This is a genomic window from Bacillus sp. FSL R5-0439 (assembly GCF_038008805.1).
In the GTDB taxonomy this organism is placed as follows: domain Bacteria; phylum Bacillota; class Bacilli; order Bacillales; family Bacillaceae; genus Bacillus; species Bacillus safensis.
The window spans coordinates 128,957-147,328 of sequence record NZ_JBBOZW010000001.1 but is presented as its reverse complement, the minus strand read 5'-3'; the positions used below and the strand labels follow the sequence as shown (position 1 = coordinate 147,328).

The following is an 18,372-nucleotide window of genomic DNA, read 5'->3' as shown; positions in this document are numbered from 1 at the left end:
TGTTCCCTCCTTATCCTAACAGGTCTTCTACAGATTTTCCACGAAGCTTCGCTACATCTTCAGCACGTTTAAGCTCACTTAAACCTTGAAGTGTTGCGCGGATCATGTTGATCGGTGTATTAGAACCTAGAGATTTAGAAAGGATATCAGCTAGACCAGCAAGCTCAAGTACCGCACGCACTGGGCCTCCAGCGATAACTCCTGTACCTTCTGAAGCAGGCTTCAATAGAACGTTTCCTGCACCGAATCGACCGATGATTTCATGTGGAATTGTAGTTCCAACCATTGGTACTTCAATTAAATTCTTTTTCGCATCTTCAACAGCTTTGCGGATCGCTTCTGGTACTTCTTGTGCTTTACCAGTACCGAAACCTACATGACCGTTTTTGTCACCGACAACAACTAAAGCTGCAAAACGGAAACGACGTCCACCTTTAACAACTTTCGCTACGCGGTTAACCGTAACTAAGCGTTCTTCTAACTCTAATTTGCTTGGGTCAATACGACTCATTCGGATGTGTCCCTCCTTCTTTTATTAAAATTTAAGTCCAGCCTCACGAGCAGCTTCAGCTAGAGCTTTTACACGTCCATGATATAGGTATCCTCCGCGGTCAAATACCACGTTAGAGATTCCTTTTTCAACAGCACGTTTTGCAACAAGTTCGCCAACTTTCGTAGCAGCTGCAGTGTCAGAACTATTCTCGATCTTTAACTCTTTATCAAGAGTAGAAGCACTTACAAGTGTTACACCGTTAACATCATCAATTACTTGAGCGTAGATATTCTTGTTAGAACGGAAAACGTTAAGGCGAGGTCTTTCAGCAGTACCTGAAAGTTTCGCACGAACACGAGCATGTCTTTTAAGACGAGTAGCGTTTTTGCTAGTTTTCGTAATCATCCGAGTCACTCCTTTCTTCACTTTAAGCGATCTTACTTACCAGTTTTTCCTTCTTTACGGCGAACGAATTCACCTTCGTAACGAATTCCTTTACCTTTGTAAGGCTCTGGAGCACGGACAGCGCGGATGTTAGAAGCTAGAGCTCCTACACGCTCTTTATCGATACCTTTAACGATTACTTTCGTTTGAGATGGAACTTCTACTTCAACTCCAGCCTCAGGAACGATTTCAACTGGGTGAGAGTATCCAACGTTAAGAACAAGTTTGTTTCCAGATTTAGCTGCACGGTAACCGACACCGATAAGTTCTAAACCTCTTTCGAAACCTTTAGATACACCTTCAACCATGTTAGCAATCAAGCTACGTGTTGTACCATGTAATGCACGGTGTTCTTTATTTTCAGACGGACGGCTTACAGTTAAGACGTTGTCCTCAATTTTAATTTCCATATCAGGGTGAAATGCACGAGTTAGTTCACCTTTTGGTCCCTTTACTGTCACTGTGTTATCGTTGTTTGTCACAGTTACTCCTGAAGGGATCTCGATTAGTTTTTTACCTATACGAGACATACCAAGCACCTCCATTCATCTTAAACTTTTTTTACCATACGTAAGCAAGTACTTCTCCACCAGCTTGTTTAGCACGGGCTTCTTTGTCCGATAAAACACCTTGTGATGTTGAAATAATTGCGATTCCAAGTCCGTTAAGTACACGTGGTACTTCATTTGATTTCGCATATACGCGTAAACCAGGTTTACTGATTCTTTTAAGACCAGTGATAACACGTTCGTTGTTTTGGCCGTATTTAAGGAACAAACGGATAATTCCTTGTTTGCTGTCTTCGACGTACTCAACGTCACGGATAAAACCTTCACGCTTTAAGATTTCAGCAATTTCTCTTTTGATTTTTGAAGCCGGTACTTCTAGCTTCTCATGACGTACCATGTTCGCATTGCGAATACGAGTCAGCAAATCTGCAATCGGATCTGTCATAACCATTATTTAATAACCTCCTTCCCATTTATGGGGATTACCAGCTGGCTTTTTTAACGCCAGGAATTTGTCCTTTATATGCAAGTTCGCGGAAACAAATACGGCAAAGTTTAAACTTACGAATAACTGAATGTGGACGTCCACAACGTTCGCAGCGCGTATACTCTTGAACTTTAAACTTTTGTTTGCGTTGTTGTTTCGCAATCATAGACTTTTTAGCCACGATTTCGCCTCCCTTTCATTGATTATTTCTGGAACGGCATACCTACTTGAGTTAATAACTCACGTGCTTCTTCGTCCGTATTGGCAGTAGTAACGATAACGATATCCATACCGCGGACCTTTGTTACTTTATCGTAATCAATTTCTGGGAAGATTAACTGTTCTTTAATACCAAGCGTGTAGTTTCCACGACCGTCGAAAGATTTCTTAGAAATCCCGCGGAAGTCACGTACACGTGGTAAAGACACAGAAATAAGTTTATCAAGGAAATCATACATGCGCTCTCCGCGAAGTGTTACTTTCGCACCGATTGGCATTCCTTCACGTAGACGGAATCCAGCAATAGACTTCTTCGCACGAGTAACGACAGGTTTTTGACCAGCGATAAACGTTAATTCTTCAACAGCAGTATCGATTGCTTTAGCGTTTTGAACGGCGTCACCAACACCCATGTTGATCACGATTTTTTCGATTTTTGGCACTTGCATTACTGAAGTGTATTCAAACTTAGAAACTAATGCAGGTGTAATTTCTTTTACATACTTTTCTTTAAGGCGGTTCATGAGAAAGACCTCCCTTCCTTATTTACTATTTATCTAGAACTTGCCCAGACTTTTTCGCTACACGGACTTTCTTTCCGTCCTCAACTTTATACCCAACACGTGTCACTTCACCCGTTTTAGGATCAAGCGGCATTACGTTTGATACGTGGATCGGCGCTTCTTGTTCAGAAATCCCGCCTTGAGGGTTAGCTTGGGTTGGTTTAGAGTGTTTTTTCACAAGGTTAATACCTTCTACTAAAACACGTTCCTTTTTAGGGAAAGCAGCAAGGATGACACCTTGTTTACCTTTATCTTTACCAGAGATAACCACTACTTTATCGCCCTTTTTAACATGCATTTAATCGCACCTCCTTGAGTCGCGGATTGTATTCATTAAAGTACTTCTGGTGCTAGAGAAACAATTTTCATATAGTTGTTTTCACGAAGTTCACGTGCTACTGGTCCGAAGATACGAGTTCCACGTGGGCTCTTGTCGTCACGGATGATGACACAAGCATTTTCGTCGAAACTGATGTAAGATCCATCGTTTCTGCGAGCTCCGCTCTTAGTACGAACGATAACTGCTTTCACAACTTCACCTTTTTTGACAACGCCTCCAGGTGTTGCTTGTTTAACCGTACAAACAATGACATCACCGATGTTAGCCGTTTTACGTCCAGAGCCACCAAGAACTTTAATCGTTAGTACTTCGCGTGCGCCAGAGTTGTCAGCTACTTTTAAACGAGTCTCCTGTTGAATCATTAATGTTACCTCCTTTCGGAAAAAGAAATCCGAACTTTATTAGATAATAACGGCTTCTTCGACAACTTCAACTAGACGAAAGCGTTTAGTCGCAGATAAAGGACGAGTTTCCATGACCTTTACGATGTCTCCGATTTTTGCTTGGTTGTTTTCATCATGTGCTTTGAACTTTTTAGAGTATCTTACACGTTTGCCATAAAGTGAATGCTTTTTGTATGTTTCAACTACAACAGTGATGGTTTTATCCATTTTGTCAGAAACAACACGACCTTGATACACTTTACGTTGGTTACGTTCGCTCATGTTTGCGGGGCCTCCCCTCTAATTATTATTTATTAGCAGCGATTTCTCTTTGACGAATCACAGTTTTCATGCGTGCGATTGATTTACGCACTTCACGAATGCGAGCAGTATTTTCAAGCTGCCCAGTCGCTAATTGGAAACGAAGATTGAAAAGTTCTTCTTTAAGAGACTTTACTTTTTGTTCAATTTCAGCAGTGGTAAGGTCACGAATTTCATTAGCTTTCATTTGATTCACCACCAATTTCTTCACGTTTTACGAACTTCGTTTTAATTGGCAATTTGTGAGATGCAAGACGAAGAGCTTCACGAGCCACTTCTTCAGACACACCAGAAATTTCAAATAAAACTTTGCCCGGTTTTACTACAGCTACCCATCCTTCTGGAGCACCTTTACCGGAACCCATGCGGACCTCTAGAGGTTTAGCTGTGTATGGCTTAGAAGGGAAAATTTTAATCCAAACTTTACCGCCACGTTTCATGTAACGAGTCATAGCAATACGAGCAGCTTCGATTTGACGGTTTGTGATCCAAGAAGCTTCAAGAGCTTGGATACCGTACTCACCGAAATGTACTTCAGTACCGCCTTTTGCACGACCACGCATTTTTCCACGATGTTCTCTGCGATACTTCACGCGTTTTGGCAATAACATATTATTTTCCTCCTTCCGCAGTATTCTTCTTAGTTGGAAGGACTTCTCCACGATAGATCCATACTTTTACGCCAAGCTTACCATAAGTAGTATCAGCTTCAGCAGTAGCATAGTCGATGTCAGCACGAAGTGTGTGCAATGGAACAGTACCTTCACTGTAATATTCAGAACGAGCAATATCTGCACCGCCAAGACGACCAGAAACCATTGTTTTGATTCCTTGTGCTCCAGCACGCATTGTGCGTTGGATTGTTTGTTTTTGTGCACGACGGAATGAAATACGGTTTTCAAGTTGACGAGCGATGTTTTCAGCAACTAGCTGAGCATCAAGATCTGCTCTCTTGATTTCAAGAATGTTGATGTGTACACGTTTGCCAGTTAGGCTGTTAAGAGCTTTACGAAGTGCTTCAACTTCAGATCCGCCTTTACCAATTACCATACCTGGTTTAGCCGTGTGGATTGTGATATTTACGCGGTTTGCAGCACGTTCGATTTCTACTTTAGAAACAGACGCGTCAGACAAACGCTTGCTGATGAATTCACGGATTTTCAAGTCTTCATGTAAGAAGTCAGCGTAATCTTTTCCTGCGAACCATTTAGATTCCCAATCACGAATGACGCCAATACGAAGACCTACTGGATTTACCTTTTGACCCACGGATTATCCCTCCTTCTTTTCTGATACAACGATTGTAATGTGGCTAGTACGTTTGTTAATTGCGCTCGCACGACCCATAGCACGTGGACGGAATCTCTTAAGTGTTGGACCTTCGTCAACGAATGCTTGAGTAATCACTAGGCTGTTAGCGTCCAACTCGTAGTTGTGCTCAGCGTTTGCGATAGCAGATTTTAATACTTTTTCAATAATTGGTGAAGCAGCCTTAGGTGTAAGGTTTAAGATAGAAACTGCTTCTCCTACTTGCTTACCTCGGATCAGGTCCATTACTAGACGTGCTTTACGAGGAGCAATACGGACTGTTCTTGCGACAGCTTTAGCTTGCATTTAAAAGCCTCCTCTCATTAGCGTCTTGTTTTTTTATCGTCACTAGCATGACCTTTGTAAGTACGGCTTGGTGCGAATTCGCCCAATTTGTGACCTACCATATCTTCAGAAATGAAAACAGGTACATGTTTGCGTCCGTCATAGACAGCGATTGTGTGACCGATGAATTGTGGGAAAATTGTAGAACGACGAGACCAAGTTTTTACGACTTGCTTTTTGTCAGTTTCATTCAATTTCTCGACTTTAGCCATCAAATGATCATCAACAAATGGTCCTTTTTTTAAGCTGCGAGCCATTGTGGAACCTCCCTTCGTGATTGAACTACGGTCCTAAATGAACCGTAGACAACCCCGTTACTTGTTTTTACGACGACGTACAATGAATTTATCAGACTTGTTGGTTTTCTTACGAGTCTTGAATCCAAGAGTCGGTTTACCCCATGGAGACATTGGTGATTTACGTCCGATTGGAGCGCGTCCTTCACCACCACCGTGTGGGTGATCGTTAGGGTTCATTACAGAACCACGAACTGTTGGGCGTACGCCTTTCCAGCGAGAACGTCCAGCTTTACCGATGTTAATTAATTCGTGTTGCTCGTTTCCAACTTGACCGATAGTCGCACGGCAAGCAGAAAGAATCATGCGAACTTCTCCTGAGTTCAAACGTACAAGAACGTATTTACCTTCTTTACCTAGAACTTGAGCAGAAGTACCAGCAGAACGAACTAATTGTCCACCTTTACCTGGTTTTAATTCAATGTTATGCACAACTGTACCAACTGGGATGTTGATAAGTGGAAGAGCATTACCTGGTTTGATGTCAGCTTCTGGTCCAGAAGTAACTTCAGTACCAACTTGGATTCCTTTCGGAGCAAGAATGTAACGTTTCTCACCATCTGCATAGTTTACAAGAGCGATGTTCGCTGAACGGTTTGGATCATACTCGATTGTAGCAACGCGTCCAGGTATACCGTCTTTATCACGCTTAAAGTCGATGATACGGTATTGACGTTTGTGACCGCCACCTTGATGACGAACAGTCAATCTACCTTGGTTGTTACGTCCGCCTTTTTTGTGTAGCGGTGCAAGCAACGATTTTTCTGGTTTGTCAGTCGTGATTTCAGCAAAATCTGAAGTAGTCATGCCACGACGACCATTACTGGTTGGTTTATACTTTTTAATCGCCATTTTGAATTTCCCTCCTTCTTTTTAAGATTTACGCTTCAAAAATTTCGATTTCTTTGCTGTCAGCAGTTAATTTCACGATCGCTTTTCTGCGACGGCTAGTCATACCAGTGTAGCGTCCAACGCGTTTTGATTTTCCTTTGTAGTTTTGAACGTTGACTTTCTCAACTTTCACTCCAAAGATTTCTTCAACAGCGTCTTTCACTTCTGTTTTGTTAGCTCTGACATCAACTTCGAACGTGTACTTCTTCTCTGTCATTAGATCAGCAGAACGTTCAGTAATGATAGGGCGCTTTAGAACATCACGAGGATCTTTCATTATGCAAGTCCCTCCTCTACTTTTTCAACCGCTGCTTTAGTGATCAGAAGTTTGTCGTGGTTGACAACGTCAAGAACGTTGATACCGTTAGCTTCAACAACTGTTACTCCAGGGATGTTACGAGCAGATAAAGCAACTGTTTCGTTTGCATCCGCAGTGACGATCAACGCTTTCTTCTCAACAGATAATCCTTTAAGGATGCCTGCGAATTCTTTCGTTTTCACTGCATCAAGAGTCAGATCTTCAAGAACGATGATGTTGTTGTCGATTACTTTAGAAGACAATACTGACTTGATAGCCAAGCGGCGAACTTTTTTAGGTAATTTATAAGAATAGCTGCGTGGTGTTGGACCGAATACGATACCGCCTCCGCGCCATTGTGGTGAACGGATAGAACCTTGACGAGCACGACCTGTACCCTTCTGTCTCCAAGGCTTACGACCTCCGCCACGTACTTCAGAACGAGTTTTTACTTTGTGAGTTCCTTGACGTAAGGAAGCTCTTTGCATAAGAATAGCATCGAATACTACGCTTTCGTTTGGCTCAATTCCAAACACAGAAGCGTTTAATTCGATTTCACCGTTAGTAGAACCGTTTTGGTTAAATAATGCTACTTTTGGCATGACTTGTTTCCTCCTTTCCTAAGAGAGTTATTTAGATTTAACTGCACTCTTTACAGTTACTAGAGATTTTTTAGCTCCTGGTACGTTTCCTTTGATCAATAGAAGATTGCGTTCTGCATCAACTTTAACGATCTCAAGGTTTTGGACAGTGATTTGCTCTCCGCCCATACGACCTGGAAGAAGTTTACCTTTGAATACACGGTTTGGATCAACAGGTCCCATTGAACCAGGACGACGGTGGTAACGTGAACCGTGAGTCATTGGTCCGCGTGATTGTCCGTGGCGTTTGATAGCCCCTTGGAATCCTTTACCTTTTGATGTTCCTGTTACATCTACGATATCTCCATTTGCGAAAATATCAACTTTGACTTCCTGACCAACTTCATACGCATCTAACTCCGCACCGCGTAATTCTTTTACGAAGCGCTTAGGAGCAGTTTCCGCTTTAGCAACGTGGCCTTTCTCTGGTTTGTTAGAAAGCTTTTCACGTTTGTCATCAAAACCGATTTGGATTGCTTCATAGCCATCCGTGTCAACAGTCTTCTTTTGAAGAACAACGTTAGCAGCAGCCTCAACAACAGTTACAGGGATAAGATCACCGTTTTCTGCGAATACTTGCGTCATACCAATTTTTCTACCTAAGATTCCTTTGGTCATTAGTCACACCTCCTATAATATGTGTTTTCTATTTGAATTAAAGTTTGATTTCGATATCTACACCAGATGGTAAATCTAAACGCATAAGTGCATCAACTGTTTGTGGAGTTGGATTCACGATGTCGATTAGACGTTTGTGAGTACGCATCTCGAATTGCTCACGAGAATCTTTGTACTTATGCACCGCACGAAGGATTGTGTAAACTGATTTTTCAGTTGGAAGCGGGATTGGACCAGATACACTAGCACCAGAACGCTTAGCCGTTTCAACAATCTTCTCAGCAGATTGATCAAGAATTCTATGATCATATGCTTTTAAACGAATACGAATTTTTTGTTTTGCCATTATTTTCCCTCCTTTTCGCCTACTTACGTTAGACAGTTCTCCGTGAGAAAAACCTGATCACCTCGCCATGGCAAAGCGGCCGGGTGTGTCAGCAACCTCTCACTTCATCGCAGTCAAAGACCAACATGCACTATTGTACCAAATTGGCCTGCGTGTTGCAATAATAAATCGGATAAATTTATGATTTGCACACTTTTCATATTATACAGGGATTCAGCCTATAAATCAAGCTTTCCCTGAAGATGATGTATAGCAGTCTTTCTGATGATACGTATAAATTCATCTGGCTCCTCGATGTGCGGGGAATGGGCAGAGTCTTTAAAGGTAAACCATTCTTTGATGGGTGCTTTTAATTGATCAACATATGGTTTTGATACAGCAGCTGGGGTAATCATGTCGTGATCGCCAATGAGAAAGTAGCACGGTATTAATATAGTAGAAACTCGGTATTGAATACTCTCATTCATGAGCTGATTCCATAGCTTGTCTTGACTAAACTTCTGCCCTTTCATGAACTTCCATTTATCTTTCAGCTGATATTGCTTACTAAAAAGAAACCCTTTTAGCATTTGAAAAACCGGCTTCCATCTATGCGTGAGACCTACGCTTGCAAACTCTTTATATAGAGAGAACAAGGCATGAGCTGATGTCCGTTTCCAAGGAGGCGGCGTCAGTAATCGCAGACACCCAGTAAACAGCCGATTGTTATGATATTTCTTCATAAGAAGCTCGTACGATACGATATCTTCCTTTAACACATCTACTACCTGACTAATCCCGTAATAAGCATGATAAAGATCTGGACGCTTATGTACTGCTTGTATGGCAATTAATGATCCCCACGAGTATCCTGCGATATACAATTTTGAGTGACCTAGATGTGATAGGAGCTTCTCAGTCAGTTCAATCGTGTCTTCTATAAATTGCTGAATGGTCATCGATTCATCAGGAAGATTCTCTTGATAGGAAAGTCCTGCGCCACGCTGATCCCAATGGACAACTGTAAAGTCCTGATCAAGTTCCTCGTGAAAGGAATCAATATAACTGATTTGAGCTGAGCCGGGCCCGCCGTGTAAAAATAAAAGTACAGGCTTTGTTTCACTCGTCTCATCTTCTTTCATCATAATCCATTGGTCAATCCCGCCGATCAACCATTTTTTCAAATATGTCTTTGCCATTCCAGCGATCCTCTCGGTTCCATTTAGATTCTATAGCTTATAGTAGCCGTTCTGATCTGGAAAAGCAAAAAAAGAGACCCTTTTGCAAGGAGTCTCTTCTGTATGTTTAATTACTTAATGATAGTTGAAACGACGCCAGAACCTACAGTACGTCCACCCTCACGGATAGAGAAACGAGTTCCTTCTTCGATAGCGATAGTAGAGATAAGTTCAACTTCCATCTCAGTGTTATCGCCAGGCATTACCATTTCAGTACCTTCTGGAAGATGTACGATACCAGTTACGTCAGTTGTACGGAAGTAGAACTGCGGACGGTAGTTAGCGAAGAATGGAGTATGACGTCCACCCTCTTCTTTAGAAAGTACATAAACTTCAGCTTTGAAACGGCTATGTGGAGTGATTGTACCTGGTTTAGCAAGTACTTGACCACGTTGGATATCTTCACGAGATACACCACGAAGTAGTGCACCGATGTTGTCACCAGCTTCAGCATAGTCAAGAAGTTTACGGAACATTTCAACACCTGTAACAGTTGTTTTACCGTTTTCTTCTTGAAGACCGATGATTTCAACTTCGTCACCGACTTTAACTTGTCCACGCTCAACACGACCAGTAGCAACTGTTCCACGACCAGTGATTGAGAATACGTCCTCAACTGGCATCATGAATGGCTTCTCAGTGTCACGCTCTGGAGTTGGGATGTACTCATCAACCGCATCCATAAGTTCAAAGATTTTTGCTTCGTAATCAGCATCTCCTTCAAGAGCTTTAAGAGCAGAACCTTTGATAACTGGTACATCATCACCAGGGAAGTCATAGTCAGAAAGAAGGTCACGAACTTCCATTTCAACAAGTTCAAGTAACTCTTCATCGTCAACCATGTCACATTTGTTAAGGAATACTACGATGTATGGTACACCTACGTTACGAGAAAGTAGGATGTGCTCACGTGTTTGTGGCATTGGACCGTCAGCAGCAGATACTACTAAGATCGCGCCGTCCATTTGAGCAGCACCAGTGATCATGTTTTTAACATAGTCAGCGTGTCCTGGGCAGTCTACGTGTGCATAGTGACGAGTTTCAGTTTCATACTCAACGTGTGCAGTTGAGATTGTGATTCCACGCTCGCGCTCTTCTGGAGCACCATCGATTTGGTCATAAGCCATAGCTGTACCTTTACCAGATTTCTTATGAAGAACTGTTGAGATAGCAGCAGTTAGAGTTGTTTTACCATGGTCAACGTGTCCAATTGTACCAATGTTAGCATGCGATTTGGAACGGTCGAATTTTTCTTTAGCCATTCTAAAAATCCTCCTTAAAGGTTCATTGTATTTGGTATAGAGTGATAGAAAGTGAAGAGTTACCTCTCACTTTCTGATCTTCAATAGTAGTTATACTTTAGTTTAAAGGCAAAATCAATTATTCACCTTTATTTTTTTTGATGATTTCTTCACTGATGCTCTTAGGCACTTCTTCGTAGTGATCCATGTGCATAGTGAAAGTACCGCGTCCTTGTGTGTTAGAACGGAGTGCAGTTGCATATCCGAACATTTCAGAAAGTGGAACCATAGCGCGAACAACTTGAGCGTTACCGCGAGCTTCCATACCTTCTACACGTCCACGACGAGATGTGATATCACCCATGATGTCTCCCATGTATTCTTCAGGGATAACAACTTCCACTTTCATCATTGGCTCAAGTAGAACTGGGTTACATTTGCTGACAGCATTTTTCAATGCCATAGATGCAGCAATTTTGAACGCCATTTCGTTCGAGTCAACATCGTGGTAAGATCCATCAAATAATTTTGCTTTGATGTCGATTAATGGGAATCCAGCTAATACACCATTTTCAAGTGAGTCTTCAAGACCTGCTTGAATTGCTGGGATGTATTCACGTGGAACAACCCCACCGACGATTGCATTTTCAAATTCAAAGCCTGCGCCTTCTTCGTTTGGTTCGAATTCGATCCAAACGTGTCCGAACTGACCGCGTCCACCAGACTGACGTACGAATTTACCTTCAACTTTTGCACCAGAACGGAATGTTTCACGGTACGCAACTTGAGGAGCACCTACGTTAGCTTCAACCTTGAACTCACGCTTCATACGGTCAACAATGATATCAAGGTGAAGCTCACCCATACCAGAGATGATCGTTTGACCAGTTTCAGGGTTTGTTTGTGTACGGAATGTTGGATCCTCTTCAGCTAGTTTAGCTAAAGCGATACCCATTTTATCTTGGTCAGCCTTTGATTTAGGCTCGATAGCTACATCGATAACTGGCTCTGGGAATTCCATAGACTCAAGGATAACAAGATCTTTCTCGTCACAAAGAGTGTCACCAGTAGATGTATCTTTAAGACCTACAGCTGCTGCGATATCCCCTGCGTATACAGTAGAGATTTCTTCACGGCTGTTTGCGTGCATTTGAAGGATACGTCCAACACGTTCACGCTTGTTCTTAGAAGAGTTCTTCACGTATGAACCAGAATCAAGTGTTCCAGAGTATACGCGGAAGAAAGTTAGTTTCCCAACATAAGGGTCAGTCATAACTTTAAATGCAAGAGCTGCGAATGGTGCGTCATCAGTAGACTCACGAACAACCTCTTCATTTGAATCTGGCAGGATACCTTTGATTGCAGCAACATCAGTTGGTGCAGGAAGGTAGTCAAGCACAGCGTCAAGTACAAGCTGAACACCTTTGTTTTTGAAAGCAGATCCAACAAGAACTGGGTAGAATTCAACATTCAATGTTCCTTTACGGATTGCAGCTTTCAATTCAGGAATTGTGATTTCTTCACCCTCAAGGTATTTTTCCATAAGCTCTTCATCAAGCTCAGCGACAGCTTCAATTAGGCTGCTGCGAAGCTCTTCAGCTTTGTCTTTATACTCTGCAGGGATTTCTTGTGCATCAGAGCGAGTTCCAAGGTCATCTTCGTAGAAGTATGCTACGTTTTCTACAAGGTCGATGATTCCTTCGAATTGATCTTCAGCGCCGATCGGCAATTGAATTGCATGAGCGTTCGCTTGAAGACGATCTCTTAATGTGCTTACAGAGTAAAGGAAGTCCGCACCGGTTTTATCCATTTTGTTAACGAATACGATACGAGGTACTCCGTAAGTTGTTGCTTGGCGCCAAACTGTTTCAGTTTGTGGCTCTACACCTGATTGTGCATCAAGGACAGCAACCGCACCATCAAGTACACGTAAAGAACGTTCAACTTCAACAGTGAAGTCTACGTGTCCTGGTGTATCGATGATGTTTACACGGTAACCTTTCCATTGTGCTGTAGTAGCAGCAGAAGTGATTGTAATACCACGTTCTTGCTCCTGCTCCATCCAGTCCATTTGTGAAGCTCCTTCGTGAGTTTCACCAATTTTATGGATACGACCAGTGTAGTACAAGATACGCTCAGTCGTTGTCGTTTTACCGGCATCGATGTGAGCCATGATACCAATATTACGAGTTTTGTCTAAGGAGAACTCTCTTGCCATTGGGTAATTTCTCCTTCCTCATTAGGGAATAGTTTTTTTAGTTTGGTATAAATCCTACCAGCGGTAGTGAGCGAATGCTTTGTTCGCTTCTGCCATTTTGTGTGTGTCTTCACGTTTCTTAACAGCAGCACCAGTGTTGTTAGCTGCGTCAAGGATTTCGTTAGCAAGACGCTCTTCCATCGTTTTTTCTCCACGAAGACGAGCGTAGTTTACTAACCAGCGAAGACCTAAAGTAGTACGACGGTCTGGGCGAACTTCTACAGGAACTTGGTAGTTAGCTCCACCTACACGACGTGCTTTAACTTCAAGAACTGGCATGATGTTTTTCAAGGCTTGTTCGAAAACCTCCATCGCTTCATTACCAGTACGTTCTTTGATGATATCAAATGACTTGTAGAGAATAGTTTGTGACTTTCCTCTTTTACCGTCGATCATCATTTTGTTGATCAAACGAGATACAAGTTTAGAATTGTAAATTGGATCTGGCAATACGTCTCTTTTTGCTACAGGACCTTTACGTGGCATCTGAATAGCCTCCCTTCTCTTTTAAAAGGATTTCTATCTGTCTCTCATCTCAATATCATTGTCAGCTTCCTGACTCCACTGATCTGTTATCAACTTCTAAAAACCCTTATGTTTGTTTATATTATTTGCTTTGTTTAGGGCGTTTTGTTCCGTATTTAGAACGTCCTTGCATACGACCGTCAACTCCGGCAGTATCAAGCGCACCACGAACGATGTGGTAACGTACACCCGGTAAGTCTTTTACACGTCCGCCACGGATAAGTACTACACTGTGCTCTTGTAGGTTATGTCCGATACCAGGAATGTAAGCTGTTACCTCAATCAGGTTAGACAAACGTACACGAGCATATTTACGTAGTGCTGAGTTTGGTTTTTTCGGTGTCATTGTACCGACACGAGTACAAACCCCGCGCTTCTGTGGAGATGTTACGTTAGTGTGCTCTTTTTTGAAACTGTTGTATCCTTTGTTAAGTGCAGGAGACTTTGAGTTTTCAACTTTACTCACGCGTCCTTTGCGTATTAGCTGATTAATTGTAGGCATGTTGTTATTCCTCCCTTCATTACTTTTTTTATAACCCACATACCCAGGTGGTTCATCAAAAGGCAAAAAACAATGCTTTTGCATTTTAAGCATGCAAAAACAAAACAAGTACGTTATAACATAATGGCAACAGCTGCTGCCCCAACTTCAATTCCGCAGGCCTTGCCGAGCTTTTTCATGGAATCTACCACTAAAATGTCTACACCCTTCTCTTGCGCTAGTTTCAATACACCAGCAGTTAAAGCAGGATCAGCATCTTTCGCTACGACGACTTCCTTTACTGAATCTCGTTTCAGAGCTTTTACTGTTTGCTTCGTACCAATAATAATGGATTGAGCCTGTGATACTTTATCATAAGACATCGAATATCCTCCAAAGTAACAGGTTTTATTTTGAGCACCTTGGTTATATTATCATCATGGCAGAAGGATGTCAATATGATATGACAGATTATCTTGACATCCTTCACCATTTTTTGATGATTTTATAGGAATCTCACGAGAAAGATTACTCTACAGGAACCATGTCGTCAGACGGCTGCACTTGCGAAACCGGCTTAACTTTACGGTAGTTCGGCATTCCCGTTCCAGCAGGAACAAGTTTACCAATGATAACATTCTCTTTCAAGCCAAGCAGTTCATCACGTTTTCCTTTGATCGCTGCATCTGTTAGGACACGAGTCGTTTCTTGGAAGGATGCCGCAGACAAGAATGAGTCTGTTTCAAGCGAAGCTTTTGTAATACCAAGAAGAACTGGACGGCCTGTTGCAGGACGTTTGCCTTCGAATAGTACTTTTTTGTTTGCTTCAGTGAATTGATGTACATCAAGAAGTGTGCCTGGTAATACGTCTGTATCCCCTGCATCAGCGACACGCACTTTGCGAAGCATTTGGCGAACCATTACCTCTACGTGCTTATCTCCGATTTCTACCCCTTGCATACGGTATACTTTTTGTACTTCATGAAGCAGATATTCTTGAACAGCTGTCATGTCAGTCACTTTAAGAAGTTCTTTCGGATCGATTGAACCTTCTGTAAGCACTTGACCACGAGTGACTTTGTCACCTTCAACAACTTTTAGACGTGCATTGTAAGGAGCTGTGTAAGAGCGAGTTTCAACTTCGCCTTGAACCACAATTTCCTGCTGCTTGTCACGAACATCGTTAATTTCAGCAACGACACCATCAATTTCAGAAATTGTCGCTTGCCCTTTCGGATTACGCGCTTCAAACAGCTCTTGGATACGAGGTAGACCTTGAGTGATATCGTCTCCTGCTACCCCACCGGTGTGGAACGTACGCATTGTAAGCTGAGTTCCTGGCTCACCGATTGATTGTGCAGCGATGATTCCAACTGCTTCACCGACTTCAACGTCAGTACCAGTTGCAAGGTTACGGCCGTAGCATCGTTTACATACACCATGAGGCGTGTTACATGTAAATGCAGAACGGATCCATACTTCCTCAATTCCTGCTTCAACTACTTCAAGTGCTTTATCTTCATCAATTAGTTCGTTTTCGGCTACAATGACTTCGCCTGTTTCAGGATGAACAATTGGTTTTCTTGCAAAACGTCCGATTAGACGTTCTTCAAGTTTCTCAATAATTTCATTTCCTTCTTTAATGGACTTCGCCAAAATTCCACGGTCTGTACCGCAATCTGTTTCACGGATGATGACATCCTGTGCAACGTCAACGAGACGACGCGTGAGGTAACCTGAGTCAGCTGTTTTAAGGGCTGTATCGGCAAGACCTTTACGCGCACCGTGAGTGGAAATAAAGTATTCCAATACAGTTAAACCTTCACGGAAACTAGATTTAATCGGAAGTTCAATGATACGTCCAGCCGGGTTGGCCATCAGACCACGCATACCAGCCAGCTGAGTGAAGTTAGATGCGTTACCACGCGCTCCAGAGTCACTCATCATGTAGATTGGGTTGACTTCATCAAGGGACTTCATCAGTTTACCTTGGATGACATCTTTAGAAGAACTCCAGATTGAAATAACTCTCTCATAACGCTCTTCTTCAGTAATCAAACCACGTCTGAATTGCTTCATGACGTTATCTACTTTTGCTTGTGCTTCTTCAAGAATTTGCTGCTTATCATCTAATACGACGATATCAGACACACCAACCGTAATACCGGCTTTAGTAGAGTATCTGAAACCAAGATTTTTCATGCGGTCAAGCATTTTAGATGTCTCAGTGATATGGAATCTCTTAAAGATTTCTGCAATGATTTTACCTAAAATACCTTTTTTGAACGGCGCATTGATTTCTTGTTTCTCGATCGCAGCTTTTACATCCTCACCTTTTTCAAGGAAGAAACGATCAGGCGTTTTTTCTTCAATATTGCTCTTTGTCGGCTCATTCATGTATGGGAATGATTCCGGTAAGATTTCGTTAAAGATCAGTTTTCCAACTGTTGTAATCAACAATTTAGAACGCTGTTCATCAGTGAATGTCACATTCTTCAACGAGCTAGCTGCAACAGCTACACGTGTATGAAGATGCACATATCCATTTTGATAAGCAAGAAGGGCTTCGTCAGTATCTTTGAAGACCATACCTTCTCCGATAGCACCTTTGCGCTCAAGTGTAAGGTAGTAGTTACCAAGCACCATATCCTGAGATGGCGTAACAACTGGTTTTCCATCTTTCGGGTTCAAAATGTTTTGCGCAGCAAGCATTAAGATACGAGCTTCAGCTTGAGCTTCAGCAGATAATGGTACGTGAACCGCCATTTGGTCACCGTCAAAGTCAGCGTTGTAGGCTGTACATACAAGTGGATGCAGACGAATTGCGCGTCCTTCCACAAGTGTAGGTTCAAACGCTTGAATACCAAGTCTGTGAAGAGTCGGTGCGCGGTTTAGTAAGACTGGATGCTCACGAATAACTGATTCTAAAACATCCCATACTTCTGGCTGCACGCGCTCAATTTTACGCTTCGCACTCTTGATGTTGTGAGCTAATCCTTTTTCAACAAGCTCCTTCATCACGAATGGTTTGAATAATTCAAGAGCCATTTCTTTCGGAAGTCCACACTGATACATTTTCAAATGTGGTCCTACGACGATAACGGAACGTCCAGAATAGTCAACACGTTTACCAAGCAAGTTTTGACGGAAACGTCCTTGTTTCCCTTTCAGCATGTGAGAAAGAGATTTCAATGGTCTATTTCCTGGTCCTGTTACTGGTCGGCCTCTACGTCCATTATCAATCAATGCATCGACAGCTTCTTGAAGCATACGCTTCTCGTTCTGAACGATGATGCTTGGCGCGCCAAGATCTAATAAACGCTTCAGACGATTGTTACGGTTGATGACACGACGATAAAGGTCGTTCAAGTCAGAAGTAGCAAAACGTCCACCATCAAGCTGAACCATTGGACGTAATTCTGGCGGAATCACCGGAAGTACATCAAGAATCATCCAAGATGGTTTGTTTCCTGAGTTACGGAAGGCTTCTAATACTTCAAGGCGTTTGATCGCACGTGTACGACGCTGTCCTTGAGCAGTTTTCAGCTCTTCTTTCAGTGTATCTACTTCTTTTACAAGATCGATATCTTGAAGAAGTTTGTTGATTGCTTCTGCACCCATAGCTGCTTGGAATGTATTACCGTATTTATCTAAATAAGCACGGAATTCTTTCTCAGAAAGAAGTTGTTTCTTCTCAAGCGGTGTGTTGCCCGGATCTGTCACGACGTAAGAAGCGAAGTAGATCACTTCTTCTAACGCACGTGGTGACATATCAAGAACAAGACCCATACGGCTTGGGATACCTTTGAAATACCAAATGTGGGAAACTGGGGCAGCCAGTTCGATATGCCCCATTCTCTCACGACGGACTTTTGCCCGTGTTACTTCTACACCACAACGGTCACATACAACACCCTTATACCGAACGCGTTTATACTTCCCACAATGACATTCCCAGTCTTTTTGTGGTCCGAAGATACGTTCACAAAAGAGACCATCTTTTTCAGGTTTCAGTGTACGATAGTTAATCGTTTCAGGCTTTTTCACTTCACCAAAAGACCAAGAACGGATTTTATCAGGTGATGCGAGACCGATGTTCATATACTCAAAATTGTTCACATCTAGCAAGGGGCCTACCTCCCTTTTAAT

General features: G+C 42.4%; 26 protein-coding genes. All 26 read right to left on the bottom strand.

The window, feature by feature from the left end:
• Nucleotides 1-10: 10 nt before the first annotated feature.
• Nucleotides 11-511 (bottom strand): 30S ribosomal protein S5, encoded by a 501-nt coding sequence (gene rpsE, locus NST59_RS00820; RefSeq protein WP_007496332.1) that lies wholly within the window; start codon nt 509-511, stop codon nt 11-13.
• Between the two features lie 24 nt (nt 512-535).
• Nucleotides 536-898, bottom strand: a complete 363-nt coding sequence (rplR, locus tag NST59_RS00815) for a 50S ribosomal protein L18 (protein ID WP_008356544.1) — start codon at nt 896-898, stop codon at nt 536-538.
• 32 nt (nt 899-930) lie between these two features.
• Nucleotides 931-1,467 (bottom strand): 50S ribosomal protein L6, encoded by a 537-nt coding sequence (gene rplF, locus NST59_RS00810; RefSeq protein ID WP_008345395.1) that lies wholly within the window; start codon nt 1,465-1,467, stop codon nt 931-933.
• Nucleotides 1,468-1,498: 31 nt separating this feature from the next.
• On the bottom strand, nt 1,499-1,897 hold the full coding sequence (rpsH, locus tag NST59_RS00805) for a 30S ribosomal protein S8 (protein WP_007496327.1): 399 nt from the start codon (nt 1,895-1,897) through the stop codon (nt 1,499-1,501).
• A 31-nt stretch (nt 1,898-1,928) separates the two neighbouring features.
• Complete coding sequence (rpsN, locus tag NST59_RS00800) at nt 1,929-2,114, bottom strand: 30S ribosomal protein S14 (protein ID WP_008356542.1); 186 nt, start codon at nt 2,112-2,114, stop codon at nt 1,929-1,931.
• A gap of 22 nt (nt 2,115-2,136) precedes the next feature.
• Nucleotides 2,137-2,676 carry a 50S ribosomal protein L5 gene (gene rplE, locus NST59_RS00795; RefSeq protein WP_024425600.1) on the bottom strand — a complete coding sequence of 180 codons (540 nt, stop codon included), beginning with the start codon at nt 2,674-2,676 and terminating at the stop codon, nt 2,137-2,139.
• Between the two features lie 25 nt (nt 2,677-2,701).
• Nucleotides 2,702-3,013, bottom strand: a complete 312-nt coding sequence (gene rplX, locus NST59_RS00790; protein ID WP_008356538.1) for a 50S ribosomal protein L24 — start codon at nt 3,011-3,013, stop codon at nt 2,702-2,704.
• Nucleotides 3,014-3,048: 35 nt separating this feature from the next.
• Complete coding sequence (rplN, locus tag NST59_RS00785) at nt 3,049-3,417, bottom strand: 50S ribosomal protein L14 (protein ID WP_003216882.1); 369 nt, start codon at nt 3,415-3,417, stop codon at nt 3,049-3,051.
• Between the two features lie 39 nt (nt 3,418-3,456).
• Complete coding sequence (gene rpsQ / locus NST59_RS00780) at nt 3,457-3,720, bottom strand: 30S ribosomal protein S17 (protein WP_003216906.1); 264 nt, start codon at nt 3,718-3,720, stop codon at nt 3,457-3,459.
• Between the two features lie 25 nt (nt 3,721-3,745).
• On the bottom strand, nt 3,746-3,946 hold the full coding sequence (rpmC, locus tag NST59_RS00775; protein WP_003217155.1) for a 50S ribosomal protein L29: 201 nt from the start codon (nt 3,944-3,946) through the stop codon (nt 3,746-3,748).
• Entirely contained in the window at nt 3,936-4,370 is a 435-nt protein-coding gene (gene rplP, locus NST59_RS00770; protein ID WP_003156478.1) for a 50S ribosomal protein L16, read from the bottom strand. Before rplP ends, rpmC begins: the two co-directional genes overlap by 11 nt.
• 1 nt (nt 4,371) lies before the next feature.
• Nucleotides 4,372-5,028: a 30S ribosomal protein S3 gene (gene rpsC / locus NST59_RS00765; protein WP_003217241.1), complete on the bottom strand. Its 657-nt coding sequence runs from the start codon at nt 5,026-5,028 to the stop codon at nt 4,372-4,374.
• A 3-nt stretch (nt 5,029-5,031) separates the two neighbouring features.
• Entirely contained in the window at nt 5,032-5,373 is a 342-nt protein-coding gene (gene rplV, locus NST59_RS00760) for a 50S ribosomal protein L22 (protein ID WP_007496316.1), read from the bottom strand.
• A 17-nt stretch (nt 5,374-5,390) separates the two neighbouring features.
• On the bottom strand, nt 5,391-5,669 hold the full coding sequence (gene rpsS, locus NST59_RS00755; protein ID WP_003216920.1) for a 30S ribosomal protein S19: 279 nt from the start codon (nt 5,667-5,669) through the stop codon (nt 5,391-5,393).
• Between the two features lie 57 nt (nt 5,670-5,726).
• The gene (gene rplB / locus NST59_RS00750; RefSeq protein WP_024425599.1) at nt 5,727-6,560 is read right to left on the bottom strand and encodes a 50S ribosomal protein L2; all 834 of its coding nucleotides are present in this window, start codon (nt 6,558-6,560) and stop codon (nt 5,727-5,729) included.
• 28 nt (nt 6,561-6,588) lie between these two features.
• On the bottom strand, nt 6,589-6,876 hold the full coding sequence (rplW, locus tag NST59_RS00745) for a 50S ribosomal protein L23 (protein WP_003217016.1): 288 nt from the start codon (nt 6,874-6,876) through the stop codon (nt 6,589-6,591).
• Nucleotides 6,876-7,499 (bottom strand): 50S ribosomal protein L4, encoded by a 624-nt coding sequence (gene rplD, locus NST59_RS00740; RefSeq protein ID WP_007496312.1) that lies wholly within the window; start codon nt 7,497-7,499, stop codon nt 6,876-6,878. Before rplD ends, rplW begins: the two co-directional genes overlap by 1 nt.
• Nucleotides 7,500-7,526: 27 nt before the next feature.
• Nucleotides 7,527-8,156 (bottom strand): 50S ribosomal protein L3, encoded by a 630-nt coding sequence (rplC, locus tag NST59_RS00735; RefSeq protein WP_024425597.1) that lies wholly within the window; start codon nt 8,154-8,156, stop codon nt 7,527-7,529.
• Between the two features lie 37 nt (nt 8,157-8,193).
• Nucleotides 8,194-8,502 (bottom strand): 30S ribosomal protein S10, encoded by a 309-nt coding sequence (rpsJ, locus tag NST59_RS00730; protein WP_003156464.1) that lies wholly within the window; start codon nt 8,500-8,502, stop codon nt 8,194-8,196.
• A gap of 218 nt (nt 8,503-8,720) precedes the next feature.
• Nucleotides 8,721-9,680 (bottom strand): alpha/beta fold hydrolase, encoded by a 960-nt coding sequence (locus tag NST59_RS00725; protein ID WP_099662826.1) that lies wholly within the window; start codon nt 9,678-9,680, stop codon nt 8,721-8,723.
• A 110-nt stretch (nt 9,681-9,790) separates the two neighbouring features.
• Nucleotides 9,791-10,981: an elongation factor Tu gene (gene tuf / locus NST59_RS00720; RefSeq protein ID WP_034283892.1), complete on the bottom strand. Its 1,191-nt coding sequence runs from the start codon at nt 10,979-10,981 to the stop codon at nt 9,791-9,793.
• 118 nt (nt 10,982-11,099) lie between these two features.
• Nucleotides 11,100-13,178 carry an elongation factor G gene (fusA, locus tag NST59_RS00715; protein ID WP_048240166.1) on the bottom strand — a complete coding sequence of 693 codons (2,079 nt, stop codon included), beginning with the start codon at nt 13,176-13,178 and terminating at the stop codon, nt 11,100-11,102.
• Nucleotides 13,179-13,232: 54 nt separating this feature from the next.
• A complete protein-coding gene (rpsG, locus tag NST59_RS00710) occupies nt 13,233-13,703 on the bottom strand; it encodes a 30S ribosomal protein S7 (RefSeq protein WP_003216884.1) in 471 nt (156 codons plus the stop codon).
• A 121-nt stretch (nt 13,704-13,824) separates the two neighbouring features.
• Complete coding sequence (rpsL, locus tag NST59_RS00705) at nt 13,825-14,244, bottom strand: 30S ribosomal protein S12 (RefSeq protein ID WP_003216962.1); 420 nt, start codon at nt 14,242-14,244, stop codon at nt 13,825-13,827.
• A gap of 113 nt (nt 14,245-14,357) precedes the next feature.
• On the bottom strand, nt 14,358-14,606 hold the full coding sequence (locus tag NST59_RS00700; protein WP_144490951.1) for a 50S ribosomal protein L7ae-like protein: 249 nt from the start codon (nt 14,604-14,606) through the stop codon (nt 14,358-14,360).
• Between the two features lie 145 nt (nt 14,607-14,751).
• The gene (gene rpoC / locus NST59_RS00695) at nt 14,752-18,351 is read right to left on the bottom strand and encodes a DNA-directed RNA polymerase subunit beta' (RefSeq protein ID WP_039175975.1); all 3,600 of its coding nucleotides are present in this window, start codon (nt 18,349-18,351) and stop codon (nt 14,752-14,754) included.
• Between the last annotated feature and the right edge of the window lie 21 nt (nt 18,352-18,372).

Excerpts from the sequence above, each read along its gene's own strand:
- rpsE (WP_007496332.1), bottom strand. The coding sequence starts at position 511 with ATGAGTCGTATTGACCCAAGCAAATTAGAGTTAGAAGAACGCTTAGTT.
- rplR (WP_008356544.1), bottom strand. The coding sequence starts at position 898 with ATGATTACGAAAACTAGCAAAAACGCTACTCGTCTTAAAAGACATGCT.
- rplF (WP_008345395.1), bottom strand. The coding sequence starts at position 1,467 with ATGTCTCGTATAGGTAAAAAACTAATCGAGATCCCTTCAGGAGTAACT.
- rpsH (WP_007496327.1), bottom strand. The coding sequence starts at position 1,897 with ATGGTTATGACAGATCCGATTGCAGATTTGCTGACTCGTATTCGCAAT.
- rplE (WP_024425600.1), bottom strand. The coding sequence starts at position 2,676 with ATGAACCGCCTTAAAGAAAAGTATGTAAAAGAAATTACACCTGCATTA.
- rplX (WP_008356538.1), bottom strand. The coding sequence starts at position 3,013 with ATGCATGTTAAAAAGGGCGATAAAGTAGTGGTTATCTCTGGTAAAGAT.
- rplN (WP_003216882.1), bottom strand. The coding sequence starts at position 3,417 with ATGATTCAACAGGAGACTCGTTTAAAAGTAGCTGACAACTCTGGCGCA.
- rpsQ (WP_003216906.1), bottom strand. The coding sequence starts at position 3,720 with ATGAGCGAACGTAACCAACGTAAAGTGTATCAAGGTCGTGTTGTTTCT.
- rpmC (WP_003217155.1), bottom strand. The coding sequence starts at position 3,946 with ATGAAAGCTAATGAAATTCGTGACCTTACCACTGCTGAAATTGAACAA.
- rplP (WP_003156478.1), bottom strand. The coding sequence starts at position 4,370 with ATGTTATTGCCAAAACGCGTGAAGTATCGCAGAGAACATCGTGGAAAA.
- rplV (WP_007496316.1), bottom strand. The coding sequence starts at position 5,373 with ATGCAAGCTAAAGCTGTCGCAAGAACAGTCCGTATTGCTCCTCGTAAA.
- rpsS (WP_003216920.1), bottom strand. The coding sequence starts at position 5,669 with ATGGCTCGCAGCTTAAAAAAAGGACCATTTGTTGATGATCATTTGATG.
- rplB (WP_024425599.1), bottom strand. The coding sequence starts at position 6,560 with ATGGCGATTAAAAAGTATAAACCAACCAGTAATGGTCGTCGTGGCATG.
- rplW (WP_003217016.1), bottom strand. The coding sequence starts at position 6,876 with ATGAAAGATCCTCGTGATGTTCTAAAGCGCCCTATCATTACTGAACGT.
- rplD (WP_007496312.1), bottom strand. The coding sequence starts at position 7,499 with ATGCCAAAAGTAGCATTATTTAACCAAAACGGTTCTACTAACGGTGAA.
- rplC (WP_024425597.1), bottom strand. The coding sequence starts at position 8,156 with ATGACCAAAGGAATCTTAGGTAGAAAAATTGGTATGACGCAAGTATTC.
- rpsJ (WP_003156464.1), bottom strand. The coding sequence starts at position 8,502 with ATGGCAAAACAAAAAATTCGTATTCGTTTAAAAGCATATGATCATAGA.
- NST59_RS00725 (WP_099662826.1), bottom strand. The coding sequence starts at position 9,680 with ATGGCAAAGACATATTTGAAAAAATGGTTGATCGGCGGGATTGACCAA.
- tuf (WP_034283892.1), bottom strand. The coding sequence starts at position 10,981 with ATGGCTAAAGAAAAATTCGACCGTTCCAAATCGCATGCTAACATTGGT.
- fusA (WP_048240166.1), bottom strand. The coding sequence starts at position 13,178 with ATGGCAAGAGAGTTCTCCTTAGACAAAACTCGTAATATTGGTATCATG.
- rpsG (WP_003216884.1), bottom strand. The coding sequence starts at position 13,703 with ATGCCACGTAAAGGTCCTGTAGCAAAAAGAGACGTATTGCCAGATCCA.
- rpsL (WP_003216962.1), bottom strand. The coding sequence starts at position 14,244 with ATGCCTACAATTAATCAGCTAATACGCAAAGGACGCGTGAGTAAAGTT.
- NST59_RS00700 (WP_144490951.1), bottom strand. The coding sequence starts at position 14,606 with ATGTCTTATGATAAAGTATCACAGGCTCAATCCATTATTATTGGTACG.